Raw genomic sequence first — 23,110 nt, 5'->3', positions numbered from 1 at the left:
GGGGGGGGGGGGGGGGGGGGGGGGGAGTATGAAAAAAGTATGCCCTCCCAGACCCGTACACACAGAGAGAGGCAGAACTGTGCGGACGGCAACCGAAAACACCCCGGGGGAGTCCCCTCCCAGGGGGACCTGCAACCAATGAAGGCGGCAGGATCTTTTGTGTCTGGAGCGCTTCTGCCCTCCATTTAATCGTAAAGTTAACCTTGTTGTCCCCAATTGTGGGGTGTTTCATTCACATACGAGGTTTCCATGAAATACGAACCCGAGCTTTTCGAGCCTTATCCAGGGGTGAGGCCACCAACTGCATCGGAAGTGTACCTCTCCTATGCACAGAAAGTTGAGATGAGGAATGCTCACCTCCCAGGTAAGAGCTGGCTCTACTGGGGGTACTTTTTCATTCTCTGCTCATTGGCGACGCTACCTTCAGGAGGCGTTTTCGTCTGTGCCCCACTGGCTGCTTTCTTGCTGTTTCACTACCTCAACAGGCATGCCTCCTACCGTAAAGCAAAAGACCCCATTCCCTACGCACCACGGAGTAATCGATGACGCAACAGCATTATCCAGCCGATTCAGTATCACCGGCAATGGTGGCTGAGCACTTCACTTCGCTAGCCCGTAAGAAAAACGACGTTATACTCAAAATGGCCGAGGAAATCGTGTCTCTCAATCAGGAGCTTGAGCGCTTGCGCGGGCATAATGAACACCTCCAGATGTTTATGGACTCCCACGGGGGCGCTGAGGTGTGGGAGCAAGACAAGGCCATGAGCTTCGCTAAGGCCCGTGTGGATGAGCTGAACGCCCAGAAGAGTAGTCTGATTGCAGAAATTCCTGAGCTTGAAAATAAGTTCGTGACACTAACACTAGGCCTTGAAGACTTTGCTCACCCCGCCACTTCATACACTGAACTCAAAACTGATTTGCGTGAGCTTCGGAGTGAGATGAAAACTCTGTCTTCTAGTGGGCTGGCAGTGGATGCAGATGAGAATGAGCTTCTGCCCACAGCAGCCGGTAAGGTTAAACAGCTCAAGAAGAATATTGCCCGTCTGGCTCTGCGTTGCTTTAACGCTGAGGTGGAGAACATCATCAAGTCTGTAACGGCTAAAAACGTCCAGTCGAGCGCTGACAAAATCGGCAAAGCAGCCGACGCTATTTCCCGCCTGACTAAGCCTTTGGATATTTCAATTAGCTATGAGTATCAGCGTCTCAAGGGTCAGGAACTAGAAATTGCCGGGCAGGTCGAGCAAGCCCGCGAGATTGAAAAAGAGGAGCAACGAGCAATGCGTGAGGCATTGCGCGAGCAGGCCCAGGCAGAGGCTGAGATGGAGGCCAAGAAAAAGGCTCTACTAAAGGAGCGCAAGCACTTTGAAAATGTCTTGGCCCGTATTCAGGCTACCGGCGATAGCGAGCGCATTGCAGAGATTCAGGCTGAGTTAGAACAGATTGATGCAGGTATCGCCGATGTGGATTACCGTAAGGCTAACACGCGTGCCGGCTACGTCTACGTTATCTCAAACATCGGCTCCTTTGGGCAACGCATGGTCAAGATTGGCATGACCCGCCGTCTCGACCCTATGGACCGAGTTCGCGAGCTTGGAGACGCATCTGTACCTTTCGGATTCGATGTACATGCCCTCTTCTTCACTGAGGATGCCGTTGATGTCGAGCACCAGCTACATGAAGCCTTTGCTAAGCAACGCGTGAACCGCGTGAACCTGCGTCGCGAATTCTTCTACGCCACCCCGGCAGAGGTCCACGCCGCCCTCGATAGCATTGCCGGTGATGTACTTGAGTTTAATGAAGAAGCTGAGGCTGAGCAGTATTACACGAGCCTGCAGATAGCTGAGGCAGATTCGAAGGTATAGCGAGGTTAACGCAAAGAATCCCAGTCCCACTGTCGAGAATGGGACTGAGCTTCTGCTACAACTCTTGCTTTTCTAGGTCCTGGTCGGCTCCGATTTTGGAGGGCATGCTCTGCGTCTACAGCTAGCTGGCATACAGGGTTTTCGCAGATTTTCGGCACAAAAGTGGCTTCTCAACCCGGCTTTGCTTGTACCTTAGGTCTAGCAACGGGAATCTACGTGTATCGAGAGTTTGTTTCCGGACGAAATTCATGACTGCCTCATATTGTAGATGCTGGAATTTTAGGCGGTAGAAGGTTGATGCTAGCTTCTGGGGCTAAGTTGTGGGACTGGGTGTCTTGTGTTTGTTGGGGGTACGCGGGGTGTTGAGGACACACTTTTAGTCCTATAACCCACTGCTAGTTCAGAGTTCTAGGACAAATCACCGCCCCCGCACAGAAGCCAGCGCCTTTCAACCTAATGCTCGTTCACTTACCCAGAAGGGTCAGCATGCAGAGTTGTTGCTTGAGGCATATTTCAACGCTTCAGCGACTTGATGAAATAGGGTAGCTACAAGATCTGCCCAAATGATCGAGCGGCCATTTTTAGACCGTTTTTCTCCAGTTTTCGGTACAAAAATGACCACTCGGGAAACTCGGTGGAAACAAGGTACAAGTTACTTCTCATCGGGGTGTCGAAAGTACAAGCGTGGTCCCCGGGGACAAGTATTGTCTTGTACCCGGGGGACTTCGCTTGTACCTTCTCTGCGGAGAACGCCCGAGAGGCCACTTTTATACCGGAAATCAGCAAAAAAACGGTATAAAAGTGGCCTCTCCAGATACAGGGTAGCTCAAGTAGAGTTGCTCTGCCCCGGTGAGTTGTCGCTTCAGCTAGCTCAAAATAGGATCGCTAGGAATCGGCTCAATTGCTGAGAGGGGCTCACCGGCCAGAAAATCCCGGCCAGCAGCATAGAGCTCCTCAATTTCGGGACCCTTCATTCCGGCCCGCGGGTGGCCAGAAATCTGATAGCCAATCTGGGTTTGCAGGTAGGCCAGGTGCCGGTAGCCCTCGGGGAAGGAATCAAGCAACTCTTGATCGAGCTGAAGAGTTTGGCTTGAATTTACCGGGTCCATGCGGTCTTTCTCATAGATGCACCAGCGGCGAGAGATGCCCCATCTACCGTCGATCTTCTCAAAGAAGTCGAAGAAGCGGCCGGTACAGTCAACATCTACCAGCACCAAACTCGGTGGCGGGAGCCTCCTTCCAGGTGGCAGACATATCGGCGCCGTCATTCCAGACCGTGGTGAATTCTCCCCACAGGCCCGAATCCGAGAAAATCACCCAGTTATCGATGACCTCGCGGATTGCGGCTTTGTCCTCCCAGCGCCCCGGCGTGGGCACGGACACGCCCGCCGGGGCGATAGTGAACTCTTGGCTAGCCATGGTCGCCTACCCGGCCTGGGCCCAGGGAAATGTGCTTGCATTCCAGGAAATCATCGAGTACAGCAAGACCGCGCATGCGGCCAACGCCGGAGGCCTTGTATCCTCCCTCTTCGAACTGGTCGAAGAGGGCTGCCCAGTCGTTAATCCAGACGGTGCCTGCCTCAATCTCGCGGGCCACCCGCAGGGGGCGGTCGATATCGCGCGACCAAATGGCGGCGGCCAGACCGTATTCGGTGGCGTTGGCCATCTCGATAGCCTCTTCTTCAGAAGTGAAGGTCTGCATAACCAGCACGGGGCCAAAGACCTCCTGCTGAACGATATCAAAATCACAGGAATCAACTTCGAGAAGGGTCGGGGCATAGAAGGCACCCTCTGAGAGCGGACCCTCGGTGAAGGGGCCACCGCGCAGCAGAACCTTAGCGCCGTCGTTGATGGCGTCTTCAACCATGCCGTTGACTCGTTCCACGTTGGGGCGGTCAATCAGCGGACCCATCTCAGAGCTGGGGTCAGCTGCCGGGCCAACCTTAATCTGCGAGAGAGCATCCACCAGCTTGGTGCGTACCTCATCGGCAACTGACTCGTGTACCAGCACCCGCGAGGCGGTCATGCAGAACTGGCCAGCGAAGACAGACAGGGCGGGAACCTGGGTGGCAACATAGGCGTCAATATCAGCATCGTCAAAGACCACCATAGGGGTCTTACCGCCCAGCTCAAGACCAAAGCGCTTGAGGTTGTCTGCACCCGAGGCAGAAATGGAGCGACCGGTCTGGCTGGAACCGGTAAAGGAAATAGTGGGGACGGCGGGGGAGTCAACCAACAGCTGGCCGGTCTTTGCCCCACCAATGACCACGTTGATAACTCCCTCGGGAATCTCCTTGACCGAGGCGATGGTCTTGGCAATGAGATGGTTGATGTGGGCGGTCTGGCGGGGTAGATGCATGACGACGGTGGTGCCGGCTGCCAGCGCAGGGGCAAGTGAGCGCACGCCCAAGGCAACCGGGGAGTTCCAGGGAGCGATAATACCTGCAACACCTACTGGTTCGCGCAGAACCATATCGAGGCTACCGGGGATAACCTGCATAGCGCGACCAAAGTCGGTCAGGGTCAGACCGGCATTGACACGGAAAGTATGGGGAACAACCTCAAATTCGATTTCAGCATGGGACTTGACCTTGCCGTTTTCCAGGCCGGTAATCTCCACCAGCTCGGGCATAGCTTGCTCGAAAGCTTCAGCCAGCTTGGTTAGCACGATGTTGCGCAGGCGGCGGTTGTCTTTCCAGTCGGTTTCTTTAAAGGCCTTCTGAGCGGCATCGATAGCCTGCTGCATTTCGTCGGGGCCAGCCTCAACATAAGTTCCAATCACCTCACCGGTGGCGGGGTCGTGGCTTTCTTTGGTTTCACCGGAATCTACCCATTGGCCGTTAATCCAGTGGACTGCTTTTTCAAGCTGTGACATTTTCTTTCCTTATCGTAGGTCAATCTGTAAAGAAGGAGTGCCCGGTGGGTAACTGAGATTTGCTGCCCACCGGGCGGAAAGGGGCGGGTACTAGGCGTACCACTTGGGGAAGGGCTTGCCCTTCTGGGTCATGTAGCCACCGTGGGGCTTTTCGAGCCTGGTGTGCTCGATCATGGCGAACATGTTGTGGGCGGTGAAGGCCTCAACACCGTTCAGTCGCTCAGCCCAGAGCTTGCCGTTGGAGGTCGGAGCCTCGAGCATGAGCTTGGTGCCGTAGTTGGTGGCCGCCTGGAAGTAGTTTTCCTCGGCAAAGCGGAAGGCTACCTTATAAGGAGTGCCTTCGAGCTGCTTGGTGAAGTACTCCATGTCCACGGTTTCCAGGGCAATCTTGGCGTACTTCTCCAAATCCTTCATGTACTCCTTACCCTCTTCGACGTCTTCGCGGTTACCGTACGTCGAGACGTGACCGGAAATCACGATGTCGAAGTCGTAGTCAAGAATCTTGTCGAAAGCCTCAACGTAGCCGTTGAAGTTCTCGGAAGCGTCGGCGTCGCGGAAGGTAACCCAACCGGGGGAGGCGATGTCCACTGCCATCAGCACCTTCTCCTTGGGCAGGTAGCTGAAGATCAGGCCTTCGGAGTGGGACTGGCCGTAGTAGCGCAGTTCAATATCCAGGCCGCCTACGCTCAGCTTGTACTCCTTATCGAAGGTAATGGTGGGCAGGGGGCGGTTTTCATCGGGGAAGCGGGTCAGCAGCTCCTTGGTCTTCTCGTGGGCGATGATTTCTACATTCTCGCCGTAGACCGGGGTTACTCCGATGTGGTCGGCATGCCAGTGGGAGTAGACCACGTGGGTGACCGGCTTATCGGTGACAGAGCGGATAGCTTCCATGATGTGCTCGCTGAGGGTGATGGGGGGCAAGCGGTCTGGCTGGAGTTGCTTGGCACGTTAGTTTTTTGAAGGGCAGGAAGCCCCTTCGGTCTCTCATTCTCTAATAGCTGCACCCCATAGTAGAAATATTGTCGATGTCGCTGTTTGCGGTACCTCGTGGACTAGGGTCCTGGTGTAGTGCACAATTAGCATATGAGTTTTCAATAAAAAATTTGTAATTTGCCCTATAGTAAGTGAGAAAATCAATCCCTTATAATTTATCCAGAAGCGTCATCTTGATTTGCTATCTTTTGAGCGCACAAAGGTTTGAAAATATCGAAGAGGCAAATTTTCAGTACTGCAGGGGGTCTTTGCTGCTATAAACTGGTGTCGCAACCGTCGTGAAATAGGCGTAGCGATCTCATGCTGGCCGGTTGACCTACCAAAAATAACCTGAAAATTAATACCCTTTTATTTACCCTATTTACCTTAAATTTAAAGGATTTGTAATTGCTTTACAATGCAATTATTGATCGGTGAGTGTAATTTTTAACAATGACTATCTAAAAGGGGTGGTGCACTGAGGTTCTGATAGTGCGTCATGTTGAAAAACCTATAAATGTTATTGTCTAGCCTGGAAAATTTTTTTTGAAACACTTGACAATAAGTGTTTTTTTAGATTACAATAAGATTGTTATGATATAGGTCATAGCCCATATTGCACACCCGAGAATATTTTGGAGCTTGTCATGGAAGAAATTGACATTGCCCGCGCATGGAAGTCTGAGTCGTACCGTAACTCCTTGACCCCTGAACAGCGCCATATGATCCCCGCTAGTCCAGCAGGAATCATTGAGCTGAGCGAGGAGGACCTGGTGGCAGCAAACGGCGGCGGAACACCCATCCTGTTTACTTACTCACTACTTGCTTCCGGCGCAGCATCGGTTATCGCCTCGTTCGCAGGTTGCACGGGTAAGTAAGTTAAGATATCTGACACGGTAGAGGAATATTATGAAGTCTGATGTAATTGCCGCCGTTGATGTTGCGGAGGCATGGAAGAACGCTGAATATCGAAACACGTTGACCGACGACCAGCTTGCTATGATCCCTGCACATCCCGCGGGTATCGCAGAACTGTCTGAAGAGGAACTTCTAGCAGCGTCCGGAGGCGGCACCCCGTTGATCGCATACTCTGCGGGTGCGTTGCTTAGTGCAGTTGGCGGCGGTGCTAGCGTTTACCTGACAACCCGTAAATAAAAATCTAGAAATACTTATAATGTAAGGGAAATAGTCTCCTGTCACATCAGGGGGCTATTTCTTTAGTTTAAAACGGTTCAATGAAATTCAGTATTATTATCCCAACATACAATGGAGCATCTTATATTAGGGATGCTATAAACTCACTGCAAAATCAAAAATACAATAACTGGGAAGCTATAATCGTTCTAGATGGGTGCACAGATGAGACTGAGTCCATAGTTAATAGTCTAATGGACGATAGAATTAGAATGATTACAATACGTGATAACGTAGGGCACCCAGGGATTCCAAGAAATTTGGGATTAAAACTAAGTGACGGCGATGTAATATGTTATCTAGACCAGGATGACACCTATGACTCAAGGTATTTGTCAACTTTGTATGAATTATATATGCAAGAATCAATAGACGTTGTTGCTGTCGGTGTTAACAATATTGATATCAATCATAATATAATCAACCGATCTTGTATACAGGATATGATTTGGAGTAGTGAAATCCAAATTATGGGTCCAATGTTTCAACCGTCTCAGGTTTCATATAGAAGAAGAGTAGCGGATCTAGTGGGGGATTGGACAATTAACAAATTTGGATTGGAAGATTGGCATAGATGGGTCAATATAACTAAATTAAATCTGTCTTTTACAACAGTCTACGAACACTTAGTTAATATAGTAAAACATGATGATTCCAGAATCCATAGTATGCCTGTAAAATGGTATCTTAAACTTGGTAGGATTCCCGACTCAGAAACGGCTAATCGATTTCACGAAAACTTACTGAAACCCGATATAGAGAAAAAAGCAATAGAACTCACAAAAGTGGAAACCCTTGAGTGGTATAGAGACCTTTGGGGTGGGGAAAAAATTACAATACCTATGCACTCAAATGGAACAAAAGTGTTCAAATCTTGGGAAGATCTTAAGGAGTCGCTAGAAAAATATGACTATAAATATCCTTGGCCTCCTTTGCGCGCAGTGCCCCAAGCGGACGGTTCTTATCTCATCGGTGTAGATATATATACACCTGAAAAAAATCATGCTCAAACTATCGAAGCTATCTTGAAAAAAAGATTCAGGGGTAAACTACAAATGATAACAAGCATACTTCAGGAATCCGGAGGTGTAAAAGCATGAAAATAGTTGTTATTACTGTAGCCTGGAATGAAGAAAAAATAATGGAATCATTTTTGTTCCATTATTCACAGTTCGCCCAAAAAATTATTGTCTTTGACAATATGTCTGATGATAGTACACCAGATATAGTTCGACGCTGCAATATTACGGAATTATATCATTTTGATTCAAATCAAAAGCTAAGAGATGATCTAAACTCAAAAATAAAGTCTGAAGCTTGGCTGAATTACGATAATTACGATTGGGTCATTTGTGTTGATTCCGATGAACTTCTTTATCACCCGCATATTTTTGAATTCTTGGAGTGGTGTGAAAGAGAAAATATATCAGTAGTCACACCAAGAGGATACGATATGAGTCCGGAATCTAACTTCCCATATTCACCATCGAATGAAAAAAATAAACGTTCTTCACTCAAAGGAATCGGAAACCGCTTATACTCAAAACCTATTATTTTTTCACCTAAAAGAGTCAGTCAGGTGATATTCGGGCCGGGCGCACATAGTGCCATGTACAAACCAGAACCAAAGATTTATCCAAATTCAAACTGTGGAAAAGTGTATAAAGTTGATCCATTCCCAACAAGTATGATCATATATGAAGAGTCTGAAGAGCAATCCGTTCCGAAACTTTTACATTATAGGTTTCACGGTATGTCTGATTTTACTCAGCGGTGGAAGTCAGTTGATTTACGAAGAAGCAATATCAACATAGAGAATAACTTCGGGACACATTACGGTACTGCAATTGGAACACAATTAAAGTATTATGACTGGGTTGTTAGTAATTCAAAAGATATTCACTTTGAAAGTGATTTTAGTTTTTGAACCCGCCACAGGAGATGCAATTGCAAAAAGCTGGGGAGCAAATGTAGAAAGTATCCAGTTATCAGCAGGAAAGCAACGCTCAGCAAATTGTCTTTAGCGAAAATTGCAGCCAACAAGTGAATGAGGAATCCCCAGAAATGGGCCACAAAGTTTGATTGAAAAGACTGGAGTAGCGAGAGTGGAGGAGTTTTGCTGTTCAGGGATGGGCGCAACTGTTTTGTAATGAGGTCCCATCTTGAAATGCTAAGCAACTTTTTGAACCAAATTACACCAGATCTAACTGCCAATCTATTAACATTATCAGTAATATCAAGGATAGGGAAACTCCTAGAAGCAGCACCAATGAAAAAACCAAATCCGGTAGATGCCAATATGGTTAGGATACAAAACCAGAAAGAATCGTAACCTGCTTTATACCCCACAAATGTTATGCCTGAAAATACAAATAAAGTTATAAGTAATAAAACAGCAATAGACTTATGATACATAATTCAGGGGCTTCCTAGCTTGGATAACCATACATTCAAAGGTGTTTAGTCTCTCATCACCTAAAAGTAAACCATGTTTTTCTAGTCCACATAAGCCCTCGACGTCACTGATTAGCGGATCAAAACGCTTAATTTCCTTGAATCCAGTACTGGAATACAATTTAGTTAATAGCTCTTCAGTGTACAGAAATCGGTGTCCATGAGAGTAAAACACAGAATTTATTGTAAAGGTGGGATCATTTAAATCATCTGCATCAGAAAATAAATGGTTTATGAGTCTAATGTAACTTGATTTTACATTGTCATTATCGAGAAGAAGTAGCTCCACTAATCTTTGTAGGTCGGGAGTGGAAAATCGGATGTAACCCCCAGGCTTAAGAACTCTATATACCTCGCTCAACATACGGGCTCCTGAATGGTATTCCATATGCTCAATAAGGTGCTCCGAGAAAACTACACTGAACGTGCAGTCTTCAAATGGTAGTTTTGCCGAGGCATCAAGTTCGTAAATTGAATCAGATTGAGGACGCAAGTCTGTATTAAGCCATCCTGGGAAACAAAATGGGCCTGCTCCTAAATGAAGTTTATAATCCGAGTTATCATCGAAGTAATTGTCGTAAATTGAGATATATTTACTTTGCATGACTTATCCTCAATATTCTTGAATCTGCGCAACATGCTTCAATATACTATATCATAGTAAGTGACTAGAGCATTGTTAAATTTTTGAAGGGAAAAGACACATGCCCAAGGGTGCCGTTGACATAGAGGATGGTGGTGGTCATCTTTTCAGGAGGTCCGCGCTCAAGGACTATATGGCGGGTTCTCGGCGATCCGTTTTACCTTCCTATACGGGGAAGCGCTTTATATGCTTTCTCTGGGCAATTTTTTTTGTATTTATTCTATCATTAGTATACCTACTGTTTTCCAGCCGTGCCGATGAATACAATCAAAATGTATTTTATTACGATAAAAAAACCAACAGTCTTTACCCTGGAAATGGACTGACTGATTATCCATCTAAAATCATCATAACATTCAATGAAGATGAGAAGCCGTTAAAATTAATAGCTAATCAAGATTTTCGTATAGAAAAAATGAATCCAGGCGCGGAAATCAAGTCAATTTATAGTATTGAAGATGAATCGCTTTACGTTAAGTTGAGTAACAATACAATAGGAGCGGAAGTATCTTCCGGTTACTATCCGGTGCAAGTTGCCACAGAAGAAGTAAGCGTATTTGAATTGTTCATTGATTGAGAAATACAAATTTAGGAATATCATACTAGCATGAAACGAATACCCGTTATAAAACAACTGACTGCAACAGGTTGTGGAGCGGCTTGTTTAGCTATGATGGCTAAATCATTAGGAATAAAGCTGTCTTACGCCGAAGCAGCCGAAGTTTGCAGTCCAGGCCGTGACGGCGTAAATGCACTGACAATACTAAAGGGCGCTCAACAACTTGGAATGCGAGGTCGCGGGCTGCGGGTGGAGGTTGATTCCTTTGATGCACTTGAACTACCAGTTATATTACACTGGGGATTTAACCATTTTGTAGTACTTGAAAAATGGAATGGAACCAAAGGTACCATAGTCGACCCAAATCATGGAAGAAGGAGAGTCGACTGGGAAGAAGTAGATTCTAAGTTTACGGGCGTTGCTATCACTCTTGAACGATCAGGTATTCCCCCTGCTCACTTGTTCAAGGAGAGCGCTACGAACACATGGAAGCATCACTTAATTGCCTCTTTGAAAACCAAAGGCGTTAGATCGCGCCTTTGGCAAGTATTCTTTGCATCGCTATTTTTGGCATTTGTCGGTTTTTTTATCCCTTTTAGCACAAAAACCATAATTAATAAGATTATTCCTAGTTATGATTCTCAACCAGTCTTAATACTAGTTGCAATAACAGTTTTGTTGCTACTTGCTTACTTTTCAATAACACTGCTGAGAGGATTTTTGTTAGTATGGCTACAGGGAAAATTGACTGCACAAATGACACTGAGCTTTTTTGAACACACCCTATCTTTGCCCTTCCGATTTTTTCAGGTAAGAGGAAGCGGCGATCTAATGGTTAGACTTACGAGCAATAACACGATCCAAAACATAATTACCCAAGGCATGGTCGGATCATTTCTAGATATACTACTTGTACTGGTGTATACAGCGGTACTATTTTCATGGTCCATGGAATTTTCAATAGTTGTTATAACCATTTGTATGATTTTAGCAACTGTAGCTTTGCTATCCCTTAAACCTACCCATCGTTTGTTGCAAAAAGATCTAGAAGCTCAATCTGTATCAGAGGGATTTCTGGTGGAGTCGCTAACTGCGATAGAAACATTGAAAGCTACCGGTACAGAGAATAGCGCATTTAATCGTTGGTCAGACCTCTTCTTTACTCAATTAAATATCAGCTTGAAACGTGGTCGGTTAGAAGCAATCGTTTATAGTATAATTTCTACTATATCTACTCTTGCTCCACTAATCTTACTACTGTTTGGTGTGTTACTTGTTCTAGAGAATAAACTTGATCTTGGTGAAATGTTAGCCGCGCAAGGTCTGGCTGTTCTCATGTTTGCTCCGGTTACAAGAATTGTTTCCCAGATTCAACAAATACAGCTGGCCTTTGCCCATTTGGAACGGATCAGTGATGTTTTAGAGTCGACTCCTGAAAAAAATGAATTTGGTAACACAATTATTGAGGATTATGATGGGTCGATATGTTTTAGGGATGTTTCGTTCAAGTACTCTCCTTCAGACAGGAACATTCTCCAAAATATCAATGTAGACATCCCATCCGGTTCAAAAGTTGCGCTTGTTGGTTCTACAGGTAGCGGGAAGTCAACTTTTGCTAAGCTACTGCAAGGATTATTAAAACCAACTGACGGAACTATATTTTATGGAAATGTGCCACAGTCAAGTATTGCAATAGAGCAACTTCGTAAAAACTTTGGCAGCGTCATCCAATCTGCAAGTATTTTCTCTGGAAGCATTAGGCAAAATATCGCGTTTACTGACCCGGAAGTACCCATGGAATATGTAATAACTGCGGCCAAAAAAGCGTGCATTCATGAAGATATAGTTGCCATGCCTATGCAGTATGAAACAATTATTTCGGAGAGTGGGTCCGTTTTGTCTGGAGGGCAACGACAACGTATAGCCCTTGCAAGAGCTCTTATTAGTAATCCTTGTCTATTAGTTCTAGATGAAGCAACAAGTCATCTCGACGCTGTTACAGAAGCAAATGTAATGAAGAACCTTGATTCTATCAAAGCGACTAAAGTAGTGTCAGCGCACAGACTGTCTACTATTGTTGACTCAGATCTTATCCTTGTATTCAAGGATGGTAAAATTATCGAAAGAGGTTCACATCGTCATCTCCTGAGTCTAGGAGGGCATTATAGTGAACTTATTAAAAAGCAATTAGCAGAAAACTAGTCTACAGGAGCAGTCTTATAATGGTTTTACCGTGGTGGTCAAAAGCGCTTACGTTGAGCGAGCGTTTAATTTATCTTGATTATAAGAATTCACAAGATATTTCTACCTGTAGATACGATAAGTGGCGGGATTCAGTTGTGGCTTCAGGTGATGTAAATATATTGAATAATCGCCTTAAGCATTACGGAAATATTTCAGATGTTAAAAAAGTGCTGTGTTTGAACAGCGCCGATCTGAACCAAGCAGTCGATAATCCCGAGTGGGTTGAGGTCATTGATAATCTCTATTTTGCCCCAAATTCTCCTTTAGATGAGGGAGACGTATACGGGCTAACCTCAGCCACTATTGCAAAAAGCGATGTCGCTTCTGATTATGGTTGGCTATTCTTTGCTGCTCCAATTTTGAATTTCGAGAAGCGATTATTAAGAAAATCGCTTATTGCGGATCTAGCTTCCAATGACGAGGATATTGAAATATTAGAATCGCTACTCGACCAAGTTTGGCTTGGAACTATTCATCGCTCTCTTGAGTTGGTTTCTAGAGTTCTAATTTTAGAATTGAATGTATCTCGCGTCAGAGGTGAGTTAGCTGGAAATACTCCGGAGGAGCGCTTCCAAGATTTCCTCTCCAAACTTAAAAGTAAAAGCTACAAAAGGGAGTTGATTCGTGAGTATCCCGTCTTAGCTCGCCGATTGTATGAAGTAATTATATCTAGTTGTAATTCCCACGAAGAGTTTATAAAGCGTTTATGGAATGATAGGGAAAAGCTTCGAGATTTCTTAGGTACTGACCCTATCAAAAATATCAGCTCGATTGATGTAGGAGCTGGTGATACCCACAATGGTGGTCGCGCCGTCCATGTTATAAAACTTGATGACGGTAAACGGTTAGTTTATAAACCTAGAAATTCAACAGTAGACTATGTTTTTCAGCGATTCTGCGAAATGCTCGAAGGGCTATTGAAAGCTAAGAACTGTCCAATCTTTAACCTCCCTAAATTTATCCATATGGGTAACTATGGATGGTTTGAGTTTATTGATTTTGAAACTTGTAGTACTGTAGAAGAGGTTCATAATTTTTATATTCGTCAAGGCGTGCTACTATCAGTTCTATACGCTCTTGGCGGTTCCGATTTTCATTTTGAAAATATAATCGCTTCTGGTGAATTTCCTGTTCCAGTCGACCTTGAAGCGCTCTTCCACCAACAGCCAGATGTCAAGATCCCAGATTTTGTATCTGATGGAGACTTTCTTGTCAGACACTTAATCAACGATTCTGTCCTACAAGTGGGGCTCCTGCCTGTTCCCATGTGGGGTTCTCAGTCGACCCCAGGTGTTGATTTTAGCGGTTTAGGCGGTAAGCCGGGTCAGATAATTCCTGGTACGCGAGAGGTCGTTGTCGATCTAGGAGGCGACAAGACACGTTTCGAAAGCACCAGTGAAGCGACCTTGCAGAAGCAAAGGAACAGACCCTCCCTCAACGATGCTGAAGTCGACGCTTCACTTTATCTAGAGTCTTTCAAATCTGGTTTCACTACTGGCTATCAAGTATTCATAGAAAACAGAACCCCTATCTTACAAGAACTAAAAGCATTTACTGATTGCGAGCTAAGATATATAGTTCGCCATACTGCTACCTACGCAAAAGTGCTCGCAACTTCCTACCATCCTGATTTGTTGCGCGATTACCTCGATTACGAGCTTCACTTGAACTCATTATGGGCTGCAACCCGCGAAGATAAGTTCCTTGAAAACGTTGTGCTTTCTGAAGTGGATGCTCTGAGCAACGGCGACATTCCTTTTTTCAAGTACAAGCCTACAGAGAAAAATTTATATGATTCTACTGGTATTGTATGTGCGGATTATTTTAAATACTGTCCGATTACCTTTATAGAAAACAGGATAAAAAACCTTAACGATAAAAATCTTCTGCAGCAGCAATGGATTATTAATGCAGCTCTTAATAATGTTGATAACATTGCCGCGGCTACCCCGAAAAATAATGAACACCAATATAACAGTCTTATTCATAGCCCCACTAGTTCCGTTTTAGATATTATTGATATTTATGCCCAATATCTATACAACTCATCAGTTGGCGAAAAGGACAAATCGTGGTTAACCACCCTTCCTGGTAGCGGTTCTCAATGGACCATAGCTCCCACTTCCAGCTCTCTTTATAACGGAAAAGCGGGTATTGCTTTGTTTTTCCATTCTGCAGCTGAATTGTTGAACAGCAATAAATATAAAGTGTTTGCTGAATCAATTGCTCAAGTATCAGTAGAATCTCTATGTAAGTATCTTCAGGGTAATGAACTCTTTTATCAACCAGTATTTAATAGACCTGGCGCCCATGACGGAATTTCAGGAATATTATACACAGCCGTCGAGACAGGAACACTTCAAAAAGCAGAAGCGATACATATTTTTCATAAGTATTTGAATAAAAAAATCGATGAGCCTGAATTTCAATATGATGTCATAGCAGGATATGCCGGAATTTTAAATGTTATCAACAGCTGGTTCTTGGATGACCCTGCCATTGAAAAAAGTATAGTTGAAGTAACTGAACTTGCTTCACAGCGCCTAATCAGAGCTTTAGAGAATAAATGGCCCTTCGAAGTTGACGATATAATATATGGCTTCGGACATGGAGTATCTGGGTTATTGTCTGTTATTGAGGGTTCCACCAAATTGCGTGGAGATGTGGAAATCCTTGACAATATTCAAGGCAGATATTATAGAACTCTAGATGAAGAGTTTGATCTTGAGTTAAAAAATATTTCTTGGTGTCGGGGGAGCGCTGGTGTTTTGGCTGCTTATACGAGAAGTTGCTATATGAGAGATAAAGATACTGCTGCACGATTGAGTGAACATGTGCGGAAATTAACCACCCATATAAACGCTAGCTTGCCGTCATTTAGCAGTGATTCTTTCTGTCATGGTTTGTCGGGCCTTTTGTCAATCTACCATCACTTGAGAAAGATTTCTGATAGTGAGATATACTCAGAAGTTCATTCAAAATTATTTAATAGTCTTATTAAAAACCATAAGGAAAAAACTATAAATTGCGGTTTGCCGTCAAATATTTATACACCTGGACTATTTGATGGTTTCACGGGGACGATATATCCGTTAATGGAAACTGTATCCGAAAAACCATTGTCTGCGCCTCTATTGCTGCTTGGTGCGGAGAACATTAAAGGAAGTTGGTAATTAAAATGAAGTCCTTTGCAATATTAGGTGAAGAAGCTAAGAGTTTCCCATTTGTGCAGTACCTTGGGAAAGTTAGCATAGGTGAAACTTATATAAACATAGGTGTCATGGAGCATGAACAACCAGACTTTGATGAAGATGCCCCTGATAACGCTAATATGGTGCTTGTCAAAGTTAGAGCATTGTCTTGCAACTATCGCGATAAATCAATAATGCTACTACACGCGCAACAAGTTAAAGAAAACCCACGTATCCCGTTTTCTTTCATTGGATCAGAGTTCTCCGGCACTGTTGTGGCTATGGGTAAGAACGTCTCTAATTTTCGTATCAACGACGATGTGATGCCGAATGCCAGTTATCCTGACCCACCAGCTGAAGGAGTTCTGCCCGGGATCGTTTCGAATCATACAGGGGCTGGATGGCTTAAGATTCATGAGTCTAAATTGATCAAAAAACCTCAAGAAATGACACATGTTGAAGCAACTTGTTTTTGTCTAGGCGCTCAAACTGCGATGAGTATGGTTAGAAGATCAAATTTAAGACCAGGCGAGTCATCTCTTATAATGAGTGCGAGATCTGTAACGAGCCAATTTCTGTACGACGCAGTAACAAATATATCTCCCGACGTTTTTCTATCAACCACCGACCCTGCCAAAATTTCGAACATAGATATTAATCGTCTAATAAGGCCAAAATATTCTGAAGAGCACTCTTTTCTTCAAAATTTTGCAACTGGTTTGCCTGTAGAGTTCGATAAGTACGATGTTATATTCGATCCTTTTTTTGATTTACATATTGATAGGATCCTGCCCTATTTAAAGGCCGGGGGGCGTTACATTACCTGTGGATTACAGGGTCAACACCCTGAATTTGTCGATAAAGACAGGTCATCCTCTACTAATAGTTCTTTCAATAATACTCTCTACTTTGCAATAATGAGGAACCTGACCATAATAGGTAACTGCATAGGTACGTCGGGGGACCTGCGAAACGGTTTGAAGTTGTTTGAAGATGGCCTTATGAGACCTAATATTGATACAATCTATTCTCCTGAAGAGGCTTTAAGATTTATTGAGCATACATTTTTAGACGAGAATAAGAATGGTAAAGTTGTTATGTCTCTAGACTAAGTTTCTGATTCAGGGGGGGCGATCGTAATTCCTTCCCCTCAATTTATAAAATGCTCTATTGTCTTCGCCTCACGACCTTATTTCAAAAGGCGTATACAGACGCATGAGCAGGGAAGATCTAGCGTTCATTGGAAACAGATGCTTGAGGAAGAACCAGGCCTGCCAGAGAGCTTCACGTAACAGCTAGCAGCCCTCGAGACTCACGTAACTCTAGAGACTGATTAAACTAAGGCGCGATCCATTCCTCAGAGATTAAGTGTTCTTTTGGTGTTATGGTTTCAGTATCTTCTGCTTGGAACGCCATAATTTTATGTCTGTTCTGATGACGTTTTCTGTGCTGAGGGTGTTCTTGCTGGTCAGTTCAGTATGTCCAGGTCTCCATTGGTGGCTCTTATGCGACACCTGTGGTGGGTGTTATTCGGTTCTGTGGCGGTCTCTAGAGTGCGATGAAATGACGATCGAACCACCGCACAATGGCTTGAAGATCGTGTTCTTTAGTGGCCACGCCCACTACGAAGTCTGCCTGTTCCTCATCAGAGATGTAGCTCAGCAACCGCTAGCCGTTCAGGCGCAGGAGGATGACAGCGCTGTCATAGGCGGTGCGTTTGTTGCCGTCAAGAAACGGGTGGTTATGGATCAGATTCTGCATCAGGACGGCGGCTTTAGGGAAGATGCTGTCGAGGAAGGCTACGCCACCGTAGGAGGCGACCGGACGCGCCAGGGCGCTTTCGAGAAGGTGCTCACCTCCTGGTCTTCTTAGACCAGCATCGGTGATGTTGAGGGATGCGTTGGTGGATCCGGATGACCTGGGTAGAGGTGAGAGTCTCGGGCGTCACCGGTCAGCGAGAAGGGCGTTGACGCCGTCCAATTCCTGGAGGATAACGTCCATGGCGGCGTCAAAATTTTCATCGGTGGCGGTGTGGGCTTGTTCTGCGATGGTGTCGCTCATGGTCTTCCTCCTTCTTGGTCGTGGTATCGGCGGTGGGTTCTTACTTTATCTTATCGGTGCTGTCTTCGAGCAGGGGGGCGGTGTGACGCTGTGCGCTATTTCTTCCCGTGGAGATAGACCGCCATGGTGAAGATCCAGAGGATTCCTGTTGCAAAGAGAAAGACACCGGCCTCGTGCCAGCAACGGCTACTGTCTGTTCCTCAAGGGTTTGGAAGATTTCATTCGTAAGCTTTATTGCTAACCGTGGTGCTTTCTTCTTCAACACATTGCGTACCTTGGTTTTACCAGCAGCTTTCAGATCAGCAGGTGAAGGGTACTTCTTCAGCAAAGCAAGCACAGCAGGATGTGTCATCCTTGGTCCCAGCACCCGTTCAAGATGCGGATGAATTTGGGTAAGAAAACCACGTAGACGGTTTGAAACTGCGGTAGCGTTAGCTGCCAGGTCATCGTCAAAACCGCAGAGCATGGATAGCTCTGCTGTGGTTTCATCAGCCACTGTAATGCTGTGTAGGGTGTGGGGCATGGTGCGAGCTGTTTCAGCGATGATGAATGCATCGCGAGCGTCTGTTTTAGCTTCACCGGGGTGCAAATCAGCTACTCTTCGCATGGTTAGTCCTGGCAGGTAGGCGACTTGGATACCTATGTTTTGTGCGATAGCTATCGGCAGGGCACCGATTGTTTTAGGCTGGTCCACTACTAGCAGAACAGTTCCTTGGGTGCTGAGATTAGTCAGTAGTTCACGGATTTTGGGTTCTGATTGGGGTAGGGGTTTATCCCAGATTTTCTTGCCAGAGGTAGTCAGGGCTGTGGCGTGGTGGTTGTTTTTTCCTACGTCGAGTCCGAGGTAGATGTCGGTCATTCTTCACACCTTTGTGTTTTGCGGGTTATGGTGTGAAGTAACCGGCAGGTTCACGAATCTCGCAGCCCGTCTTCCTTTGGCTTTGGATCGTGCTTCTATTAGCGATGGTTTGTGGACCGTTCCCAGCCCCGGTGGCGATACCCCCCTGACTATTATTTGTTTGGCTGGGGGCATTGAGCCATGCCGGGGTGGGCCGGTTACTTACGCTTCTAGTGTTACCTGGTTTGGTGTTGACTGTGTAGCGCTCTTAAAAGGTAACGGGGGCGTCGAAAGCGACGACGCCGGTCTCAGTGACGGCGAACATCATGTCGTACCAGCCGGTGGAGAGTCAGTAAACGTTGGGCTTAATCTCTTCCAGGTGGTAACCCTTTTCCAGGCGCATGGGGGAGAAGAGGCTACCCCATGAGGATTCGGGCGGAACGGAAAAGTCGCTCCAGTCAATGAGCTGAACGCCGCGGGAACCGAGGTCTTCGATGAGCCATTCGGGCTTTTGGTTTGTCATTATAATCACTTACTCCTTTGAATCGTGATGGTTATTTAGATTTCTCCAATTTTGAGAATTGGCTTAATGGTTTTACCGCTTGCGGTATCTTCAAAGGCCTGTTCAATGTCTTTGAAGTCGTAGAGGGTCACCAGCTTGTCGAAGGGGAAGTTGCCCTCCATGTAGAGCTTGACCATGGTGGGGATGAACTCCTTGGAGAGAGCGTCTCCCTGAATGTATCCGCGTACTCCACGGCCGTTGAGAATGGTATTGACGTCGAGTTCGGCGGTGGTGCCGGTGGGCGGGCCAGCTACCTGGGCGACGGTGCCCAGCATGGCGGTTCCTTCGAGGGCGGCCGAGAGAATCTTGGGAATACCGGTGAGCTCAACGACGTAGTCAACGCCGCCGGGGGCGACTTCGAGTAGCTTCTCGGTAATATCAGCTTCTTTCGTGTTGAAGGTGTGGGTTGCTCCGAGTTCGGAGGCCAGGGCCGGGCGGTCGTCGGAGATGTCCATGGCGATGATGGTGGTTGCTCCCGCTACCTTGGCTGCCATAATGGCGGCCAGGCCAACGCCTCCTGCTCCGATGACGGCGACGGAGGATCCGGCTGGAACCTTCAGGGCCGAGAGGATGGTGCCGGCACCGGTCTGGAAACCGCAACCGAGGGGGCCTAGCAACTCCAGCGGGGCCTCCTTAGGAACCTTGATGACGTTGCGCTGGTTGGCCAGCGAGTAGGTGGCGAAGGAGGACTGGCCAAAGAAATGGCCGTGGACGCCGTCGTGGTAAGCGTTGGTGCCGTCTGCGCGTACGCCCTGGAAGCTCAGGTCAAATCCCTGTTCGCAGAAGGCGGGGTGGCCTGAGAGACAGTAGCGGCAGTGGCCACAGGAGGGGTAACTCATGACCACGTGGTCGCCGGGCTCAAGGTCGGTGACGCTTTCGCCAACCGCTTCTACAACGCCTGCTCCTTCGTGGCCCAAAACCAGGGGCAGGGGAGTCTCATAGTTCTGTTTGCGAATGTGGGCATCGGTCTGGCAGACGCCGGTGGCAACAACCTGACAAGCACCTCATCGTGGCGTGGCTCGTCGAATTCGATATCTTGAAAGCTGAGTGGGGCGTTAGCCTCGGTCAGTACTGCTGCTTGTGCCTTCACTGTATTCTCTTGGTGGTCTTGGGAGAAGAAGGTTCTGCCTCAGGGGCATTTTCTTCTCTGCTGTTCGTGACCAGGTTGATCAGTATGCCGGAAGGTCGTCGGGATAGGAACCCCAGAGGCTGTCAATCACCAGGGTAATTCCCTGCGGCGCGGCTTCCTTAAGCTGGGAGGTTACTGACCCACCGCCGTCATCAAAAATAGCTCGAATACCAGCCTGATTCAGCAGGTCCCTATTCTTCTGGCTGTCCCGTGCTAGCCCGAGCATCTGAGCTCCCGCGCTCTTCGCTACCAGGGCTGCAATCAGGCCTACGGTACCGGTGGCGCCGAGAACTAGCACAGTATCGTCGCTGCTCAGTGAGCCGGCATCATACAGGGCCGAGTAGGGCGGCAAGCTCAGGGTCGAGATTCTCGGGAAGGGGCACCTTGGGGGTCTGACTCAAATTTATAGAGTCACTGAAAGAACCGGCTGGAAGGGGCGGGTTGTAGAAATAGTAGCGGCTACCGTCGGCTGCCTCAGCTACACCGCTGAGGCCGAGGGGCTGGCCGGGCTTATATTCTCTGAAGGGGAAGTGCCCACCTGCTATAGCCAGATCAACCGGGTTAATAGCTGCCGCTAGGACTTTCGCTGCCCCGGAACCAGTGGGCTGCTCGTCAATGACGAGCCGGTTACCTGCAGAATCTATAATTGCTTGACGCATGATAATCATCTTCTTTGACGTTCTATCGTTAATGCATTCGGTGTAACCGGGGCCGGGTGCGATTTATTCCGGAAGCTAGATCAAGTCGTCGTAGTTCAAAAAGTAAGCCAAACTTCACCCAAGCACACAGCTGAATACCCTTAAAGCAACCGGCTTCACCAGGTAGCCTAGTAAGCATGGCTGAATTTATTTATACGATGAGCAAAGCCCGCAAGACCGTGGGCGACAAAGTCATCCTCAACGACGTTTCCATGTCGTTCTTCCCCGGCGCCAAGATTGGTATGGTTGGCCCCAACGGTGCTGGTAAGTCCACCATCCTGAAAATCATGGCTGGTTTGGACACCCCCTCTAACGGTGAAGCCCGCCTCTCCGACGGCTACACCGTGGGTATCCTCATGCAGGAACCGCCGCTGAACGAAGAAAAGACCGTTCTGGGTAACGTGCAGGAGGGCGTTGGCGAAATCTACAACAAGATTATTCGCTACAACGAAATCTCCGACGAGATGTCTAACCCTGATGCAGACTTCGACGCTCTCATGGAAGAGATGGGCAAGCTACAGGAAGACATCGACGCCGCCAATGCCTGGGATATTGATTCCCAGCTGGAACAGGCAATGGACGCCCTGCGTTGCCCTCCCGGTGACTCACCGGTCACCCACCTCTCCGGTGGCGAGCGCCGTCGTGTGGCCCTCTGCAAGCTCCTGCTGCAGAAGCCCGACCTGCTGCTGCTTGACGAGCCCACCAACCACCTGGACGCCGAGTCGGTGCTCTGGCTCGAGCAGCACCTGCAGTCCTACGAGGGTGCGGTTATCGCGATTACCCACGATCGCTACTTCCTCGACCACGTTGCAGAGTGGATTGCCGAAGTTGACCGCGGCAACCTCTACCCCTACGAGGGCAACTACTCCACCTACCTGGAGAAGAAGCGTGCTCGTCTAGAGGTACAGGGTAAGAAGGATGCCAAGCTGGCTAAGCGCCTCTCCGAGGAACTCGACTGGGTTCGCTCCAACACCAAGGGCCGCCAGGCTAAGTCCAAGGCACGTCTGGCCCGCTACGAGGAGATGGCTGCTGAGGCTGAGAAGACCCGCAAGCTAGACTTCGAGGAAATTCAGATTCCTCCGGGACCCCGCCTGGGTAACGTCGTCATTGAGGCCGAGAACCTGCAGAAGGGCTTTGATGGCCGCTCCCTCATCAACGGCCTCTCCTTCTCCTTGCCCCGCAACGGTATCGTGGGTGTTATCGGCCCCAACGGTGTGGGTAAGTCAACCCTCTTCAAGACCATTGTTGGCCTTGAGGAGCTGGACGGCGGCTCCCTGAAGGTGGGCGAGACCGTCAAGATTTCCTACGTTGACCAGAACCGCACCAACATAGATCCCGAGAAGAACGTGTGGGAAGTTGTCTCCGATGGCCTGGACTACATTCAGGTAGGCCAGGTTGAGATGCCCTCCCGTGCCTACGTTTCTGCCTTCGGTTTTAAGGGTCCCGACCAGCAGAAGAAGTCTGAGGTGCTCTCCGGTGGTGAGCGCAACCGTCTGAACCTGGCGCTGACCCTCAAGCAGGGCGGTAACCTGCTCCTGCTCGATGAGCCCACTAACGACCTCGACGTTGAGACCCTGACCTCCCTGGAAAATGCCCTGCTGGAATTCCCCGGCTGTGCAGTCGTGGTCTCTCACGACCGCTGGTTCCTCGATAGAGTAGCCACCCACATTCTGGCGTGGGAAGGCACCGACGAGCAACCCGATAAGTGGTACTGGTTCGAGGGCAACTTCGAGTCCTACGAGAAGAACAAGGTGGAGCGACTGGGCCCCGATGCTGCGAAGCCGCACCGCGTTGTTCATAGGAAGCTGACGCGCTAATGTTCTTCAGC

The 23,110-nt window shown here is 47.5% G+C and carries 21 protein-coding genes and 1 pseudogene; 10 read left to right on the top strand and 12 right to left on the bottom strand.

Annotation, left to right across the window (positions count from 1 at the left end):
- Positions 1–542 precede the first annotated feature (542 nt).
- Positions 543–1,862 carry an SNIPE associated domain-containing protein gene (locus IEV00_RS02325; protein WP_188358715.1) on the top strand — a complete coding sequence of 440 codons (1,320 nt, stop codon included), beginning with the start codon at positions 543–545 and terminating at the stop codon, positions 1,860–1,862.
- 866 nt (positions 1,863–2,728) lie between these two features.
- On the opposite strand, the gene IEV00_RS02320 is transcribed toward IEV00_RS02325, so the two are convergent.
- The 4 genes from IEV00_RS02320 to IEV00_RS02310 form a co-directional block, all read right to left on the bottom strand.
- Positions 2,729–3,076, bottom strand: coding sequence for a hypothetical protein (locus tag IEV00_RS02320; RefSeq protein WP_229723019.1), 348 nt, complete (start codon positions 3,074–3,076; stop codon positions 2,729–2,731).
- On the bottom strand, positions 3,060–3,281 hold the full coding sequence (locus IEV00_RS11135; protein ID WP_229723018.1) for a hypothetical protein: 222 nt from the start codon (positions 3,279–3,281) through the stop codon (positions 3,060–3,062). The genes IEV00_RS02320 and IEV00_RS11135 overlap by 17 nt, the downstream gene beginning before the upstream one ends.
- The gene (locus IEV00_RS02315; RefSeq protein ID WP_188358714.1) at positions 3,274–4,737 is read right to left on the bottom strand and encodes an aldehyde dehydrogenase family protein; all 1,464 of its coding nucleotides are present in this window, start codon (positions 4,735–4,737) and stop codon (positions 3,274–3,276) included. The genes IEV00_RS11135 and IEV00_RS02315 overlap by 8 nt, the downstream gene beginning before the upstream one ends.
- A 90-nt stretch (positions 4,738–4,827) precedes the next feature.
- Positions 4,828–5,658 (bottom strand): MBL fold metallo-hydrolase, encoded by an 831-nt coding sequence (locus tag IEV00_RS02310; protein ID WP_188358713.1) that lies wholly within the window; start codon positions 5,656–5,658, stop codon positions 4,828–4,830.
- A gap of 698 nt (positions 5,659–6,356) precedes the next feature.
- Between IEV00_RS02310 and IEV00_RS02305 the strand changes: the two genes are divergently transcribed.
- The 4 genes from IEV00_RS02305 (at position 6,357) to IEV00_RS02290 (ending at position 8,830) form a co-directional block, all read left to right on the top strand.
- Positions 6,357–6,587 (top strand): mersacidin/lichenicidin family type 2 lantibiotic, encoded by a 231-nt coding sequence (locus IEV00_RS02305; RefSeq protein ID WP_188358712.1) that lies wholly within the window; start codon positions 6,357–6,359, stop codon positions 6,585–6,587.
- A gap of 31 nt (positions 6,588–6,618) precedes the next feature.
- A complete protein-coding gene (locus IEV00_RS02300) occupies positions 6,619–6,864 on the top strand; it encodes a mersacidin/lichenicidin family type 2 lantibiotic (protein WP_188358711.1) in 246 nt (81 codons plus the stop codon).
- Between the two features lie 80 nt (positions 6,865–6,944).
- Positions 6,945–8,003 (top strand): glycosyltransferase family 2 protein, encoded by a 1,059-nt coding sequence (locus tag IEV00_RS02295; protein ID WP_188358710.1) that lies wholly within the window; start codon positions 6,945–6,947, stop codon positions 8,001–8,003.
- Positions 8,000–8,830 (top strand): glycosyltransferase family 2 protein, encoded by an 831-nt coding sequence (locus tag IEV00_RS02290; RefSeq protein ID WP_188358709.1) that lies wholly within the window; start codon positions 8,000–8,002, stop codon positions 8,828–8,830. The genes IEV00_RS02295 and IEV00_RS02290 overlap by 4 nt, the downstream gene beginning before the upstream one ends.
- Here IEV00_RS02290 and IEV00_RS02285 read toward each other — a convergent pair.
- The gene (locus IEV00_RS02285) at positions 8,803–9,318 is read right to left on the bottom strand and encodes a hypothetical protein (protein ID WP_188358708.1); all 516 of its coding nucleotides are present in this window, start codon (positions 9,316–9,318) and stop codon (positions 8,803–8,805) included. The two genes, IEV00_RS02290 and IEV00_RS02285, sit on opposite strands and share 28 nt — an antisense overlap.
- Positions 9,308–9,961 carry a class I SAM-dependent methyltransferase gene (locus IEV00_RS02280; protein ID WP_188358707.1) on the bottom strand — a complete coding sequence of 218 codons (654 nt, stop codon included), beginning with the start codon at positions 9,959–9,961 and terminating at the stop codon, positions 9,308–9,310. The genes IEV00_RS02285 and IEV00_RS02280 overlap by 11 nt, the downstream gene beginning before the upstream one ends.
- Positions 9,962–10,061: 100 nt before the next feature.
- Here IEV00_RS02280 and IEV00_RS02275 point away from each other — a divergent pair, with 100 nt between their 5' ends.
- From IEV00_RS02275 to IEV00_RS02260, 4 genes are read left to right on the top strand one after another with little or no spacing between them, the layout of a single operon-like run.
- Positions 10,062–10,577: a hypothetical protein gene (locus IEV00_RS02275; protein WP_188358706.1), complete on the top strand. Its 516-nt coding sequence runs from the start codon at positions 10,062–10,064 to the stop codon at positions 10,575–10,577.
- A gap of 30 nt (positions 10,578–10,607) precedes the next feature.
- Positions 10,608–12,761 carry a peptidase domain-containing ABC transporter gene (locus IEV00_RS02270; protein ID WP_188358705.1) on the top strand — a complete coding sequence of 718 codons (2,154 nt, stop codon included), beginning with the start codon at positions 10,608–10,610 and terminating at the stop codon, positions 12,759–12,761.
- Between the two features lie 53 nt (positions 12,762–12,814).
- Positions 12,815–15,976, top strand: a complete 3,162-nt coding sequence (gene lanM / locus IEV00_RS02265) for a type 2 lanthipeptide synthetase LanM (RefSeq protein ID WP_188358704.1) — start codon at positions 12,815–12,817, stop codon at positions 15,974–15,976.
- A gap of 5 nt (positions 15,977–15,981) precedes the next feature.
- The gene (locus IEV00_RS02260) at positions 15,982–17,106 is read left to right on the top strand and encodes a quinone oxidoreductase family protein (RefSeq protein ID WP_188358703.1); all 1,125 of its coding nucleotides are present in this window, start codon (positions 15,982–15,984) and stop codon (positions 17,104–17,106) included.
- A gap of 556 nt (positions 17,107–17,662) precedes the next feature.
- Here the strand turns inward: IEV00_RS02260 and IEV00_RS11235 are convergent.
- The 6 genes and pseudogenes from IEV00_RS11235 to IEV00_RS02230 form a co-directional block, all read right to left on the bottom strand.
- Entirely contained in the window at positions 17,663–17,827 is a 165-nt protein-coding gene (locus IEV00_RS11235) for a type II toxin-antitoxin system death-on-curing family toxin (protein ID WP_373868227.1), read from the bottom strand.
- Positions 17,828–18,206: 379 nt separating this feature from the next.
- Positions 18,207–18,914 (bottom strand): annotated as a pseudogene (locus tag IEV00_RS02250) (IS110 family transposase); the annotation flags it as partial.
- Positions 18,915–19,242: 328 nt separating this feature from the next.
- A complete protein-coding gene (locus tag IEV00_RS02245) occupies positions 19,243–19,416 on the bottom strand; it encodes a hypothetical protein (protein WP_188358701.1) in 174 nt (57 codons plus the stop codon).
- Positions 19,417–19,451: 35 nt separating this feature from the next.
- The gene (locus tag IEV00_RS02240) at positions 19,452–20,411 is read right to left on the bottom strand and encodes an NAD(P)-dependent alcohol dehydrogenase (protein ID WP_229723101.1); all 960 of its coding nucleotides are present in this window, start codon (positions 20,409–20,411) and stop codon (positions 19,452–19,454) included.
- A gap of 213 nt (positions 20,412–20,624) precedes the next feature.
- Positions 20,625–20,882 (bottom strand): MDR/zinc-dependent alcohol dehydrogenase-like family protein, encoded by a 258-nt coding sequence (locus IEV00_RS02235; protein WP_188358700.1) that lies wholly within the window; start codon positions 20,880–20,882, stop codon positions 20,625–20,627.
- Between the two features lie 28 nt (positions 20,883–20,910).
- The gene (locus IEV00_RS02230) at positions 20,911–21,243 is read right to left on the bottom strand and encodes an MDR/zinc-dependent alcohol dehydrogenase-like family protein (RefSeq protein WP_188358699.1); all 333 of its coding nucleotides are present in this window, start codon (positions 21,241–21,243) and stop codon (positions 20,911–20,913) included.
- 176 nt (positions 21,244–21,419) lie between these two features.
- Between IEV00_RS02230 and ettA the strand changes: the two genes are divergently transcribed.
- On the top strand, positions 21,420–23,099 hold the full coding sequence (gene ettA, locus IEV00_RS02225) for an energy-dependent translational throttle protein EttA (RefSeq protein WP_188358698.1): 1,680 nt from the start codon (positions 21,420–21,422) through the stop codon (positions 23,097–23,099).
- The last annotated feature ends 11 nt before the right edge of the window (positions 23,100–23,110 follow it).

The organism is Rothia aerolata (assembly GCF_014635585.1).
Lineage (GTDB): Bacteria > Actinomycetota > Actinomycetes > Actinomycetales > Micrococcaceae > Rothia > Rothia aerolata.
This window is presented reverse-complemented; position numbering and strand designations above follow the sequence as displayed.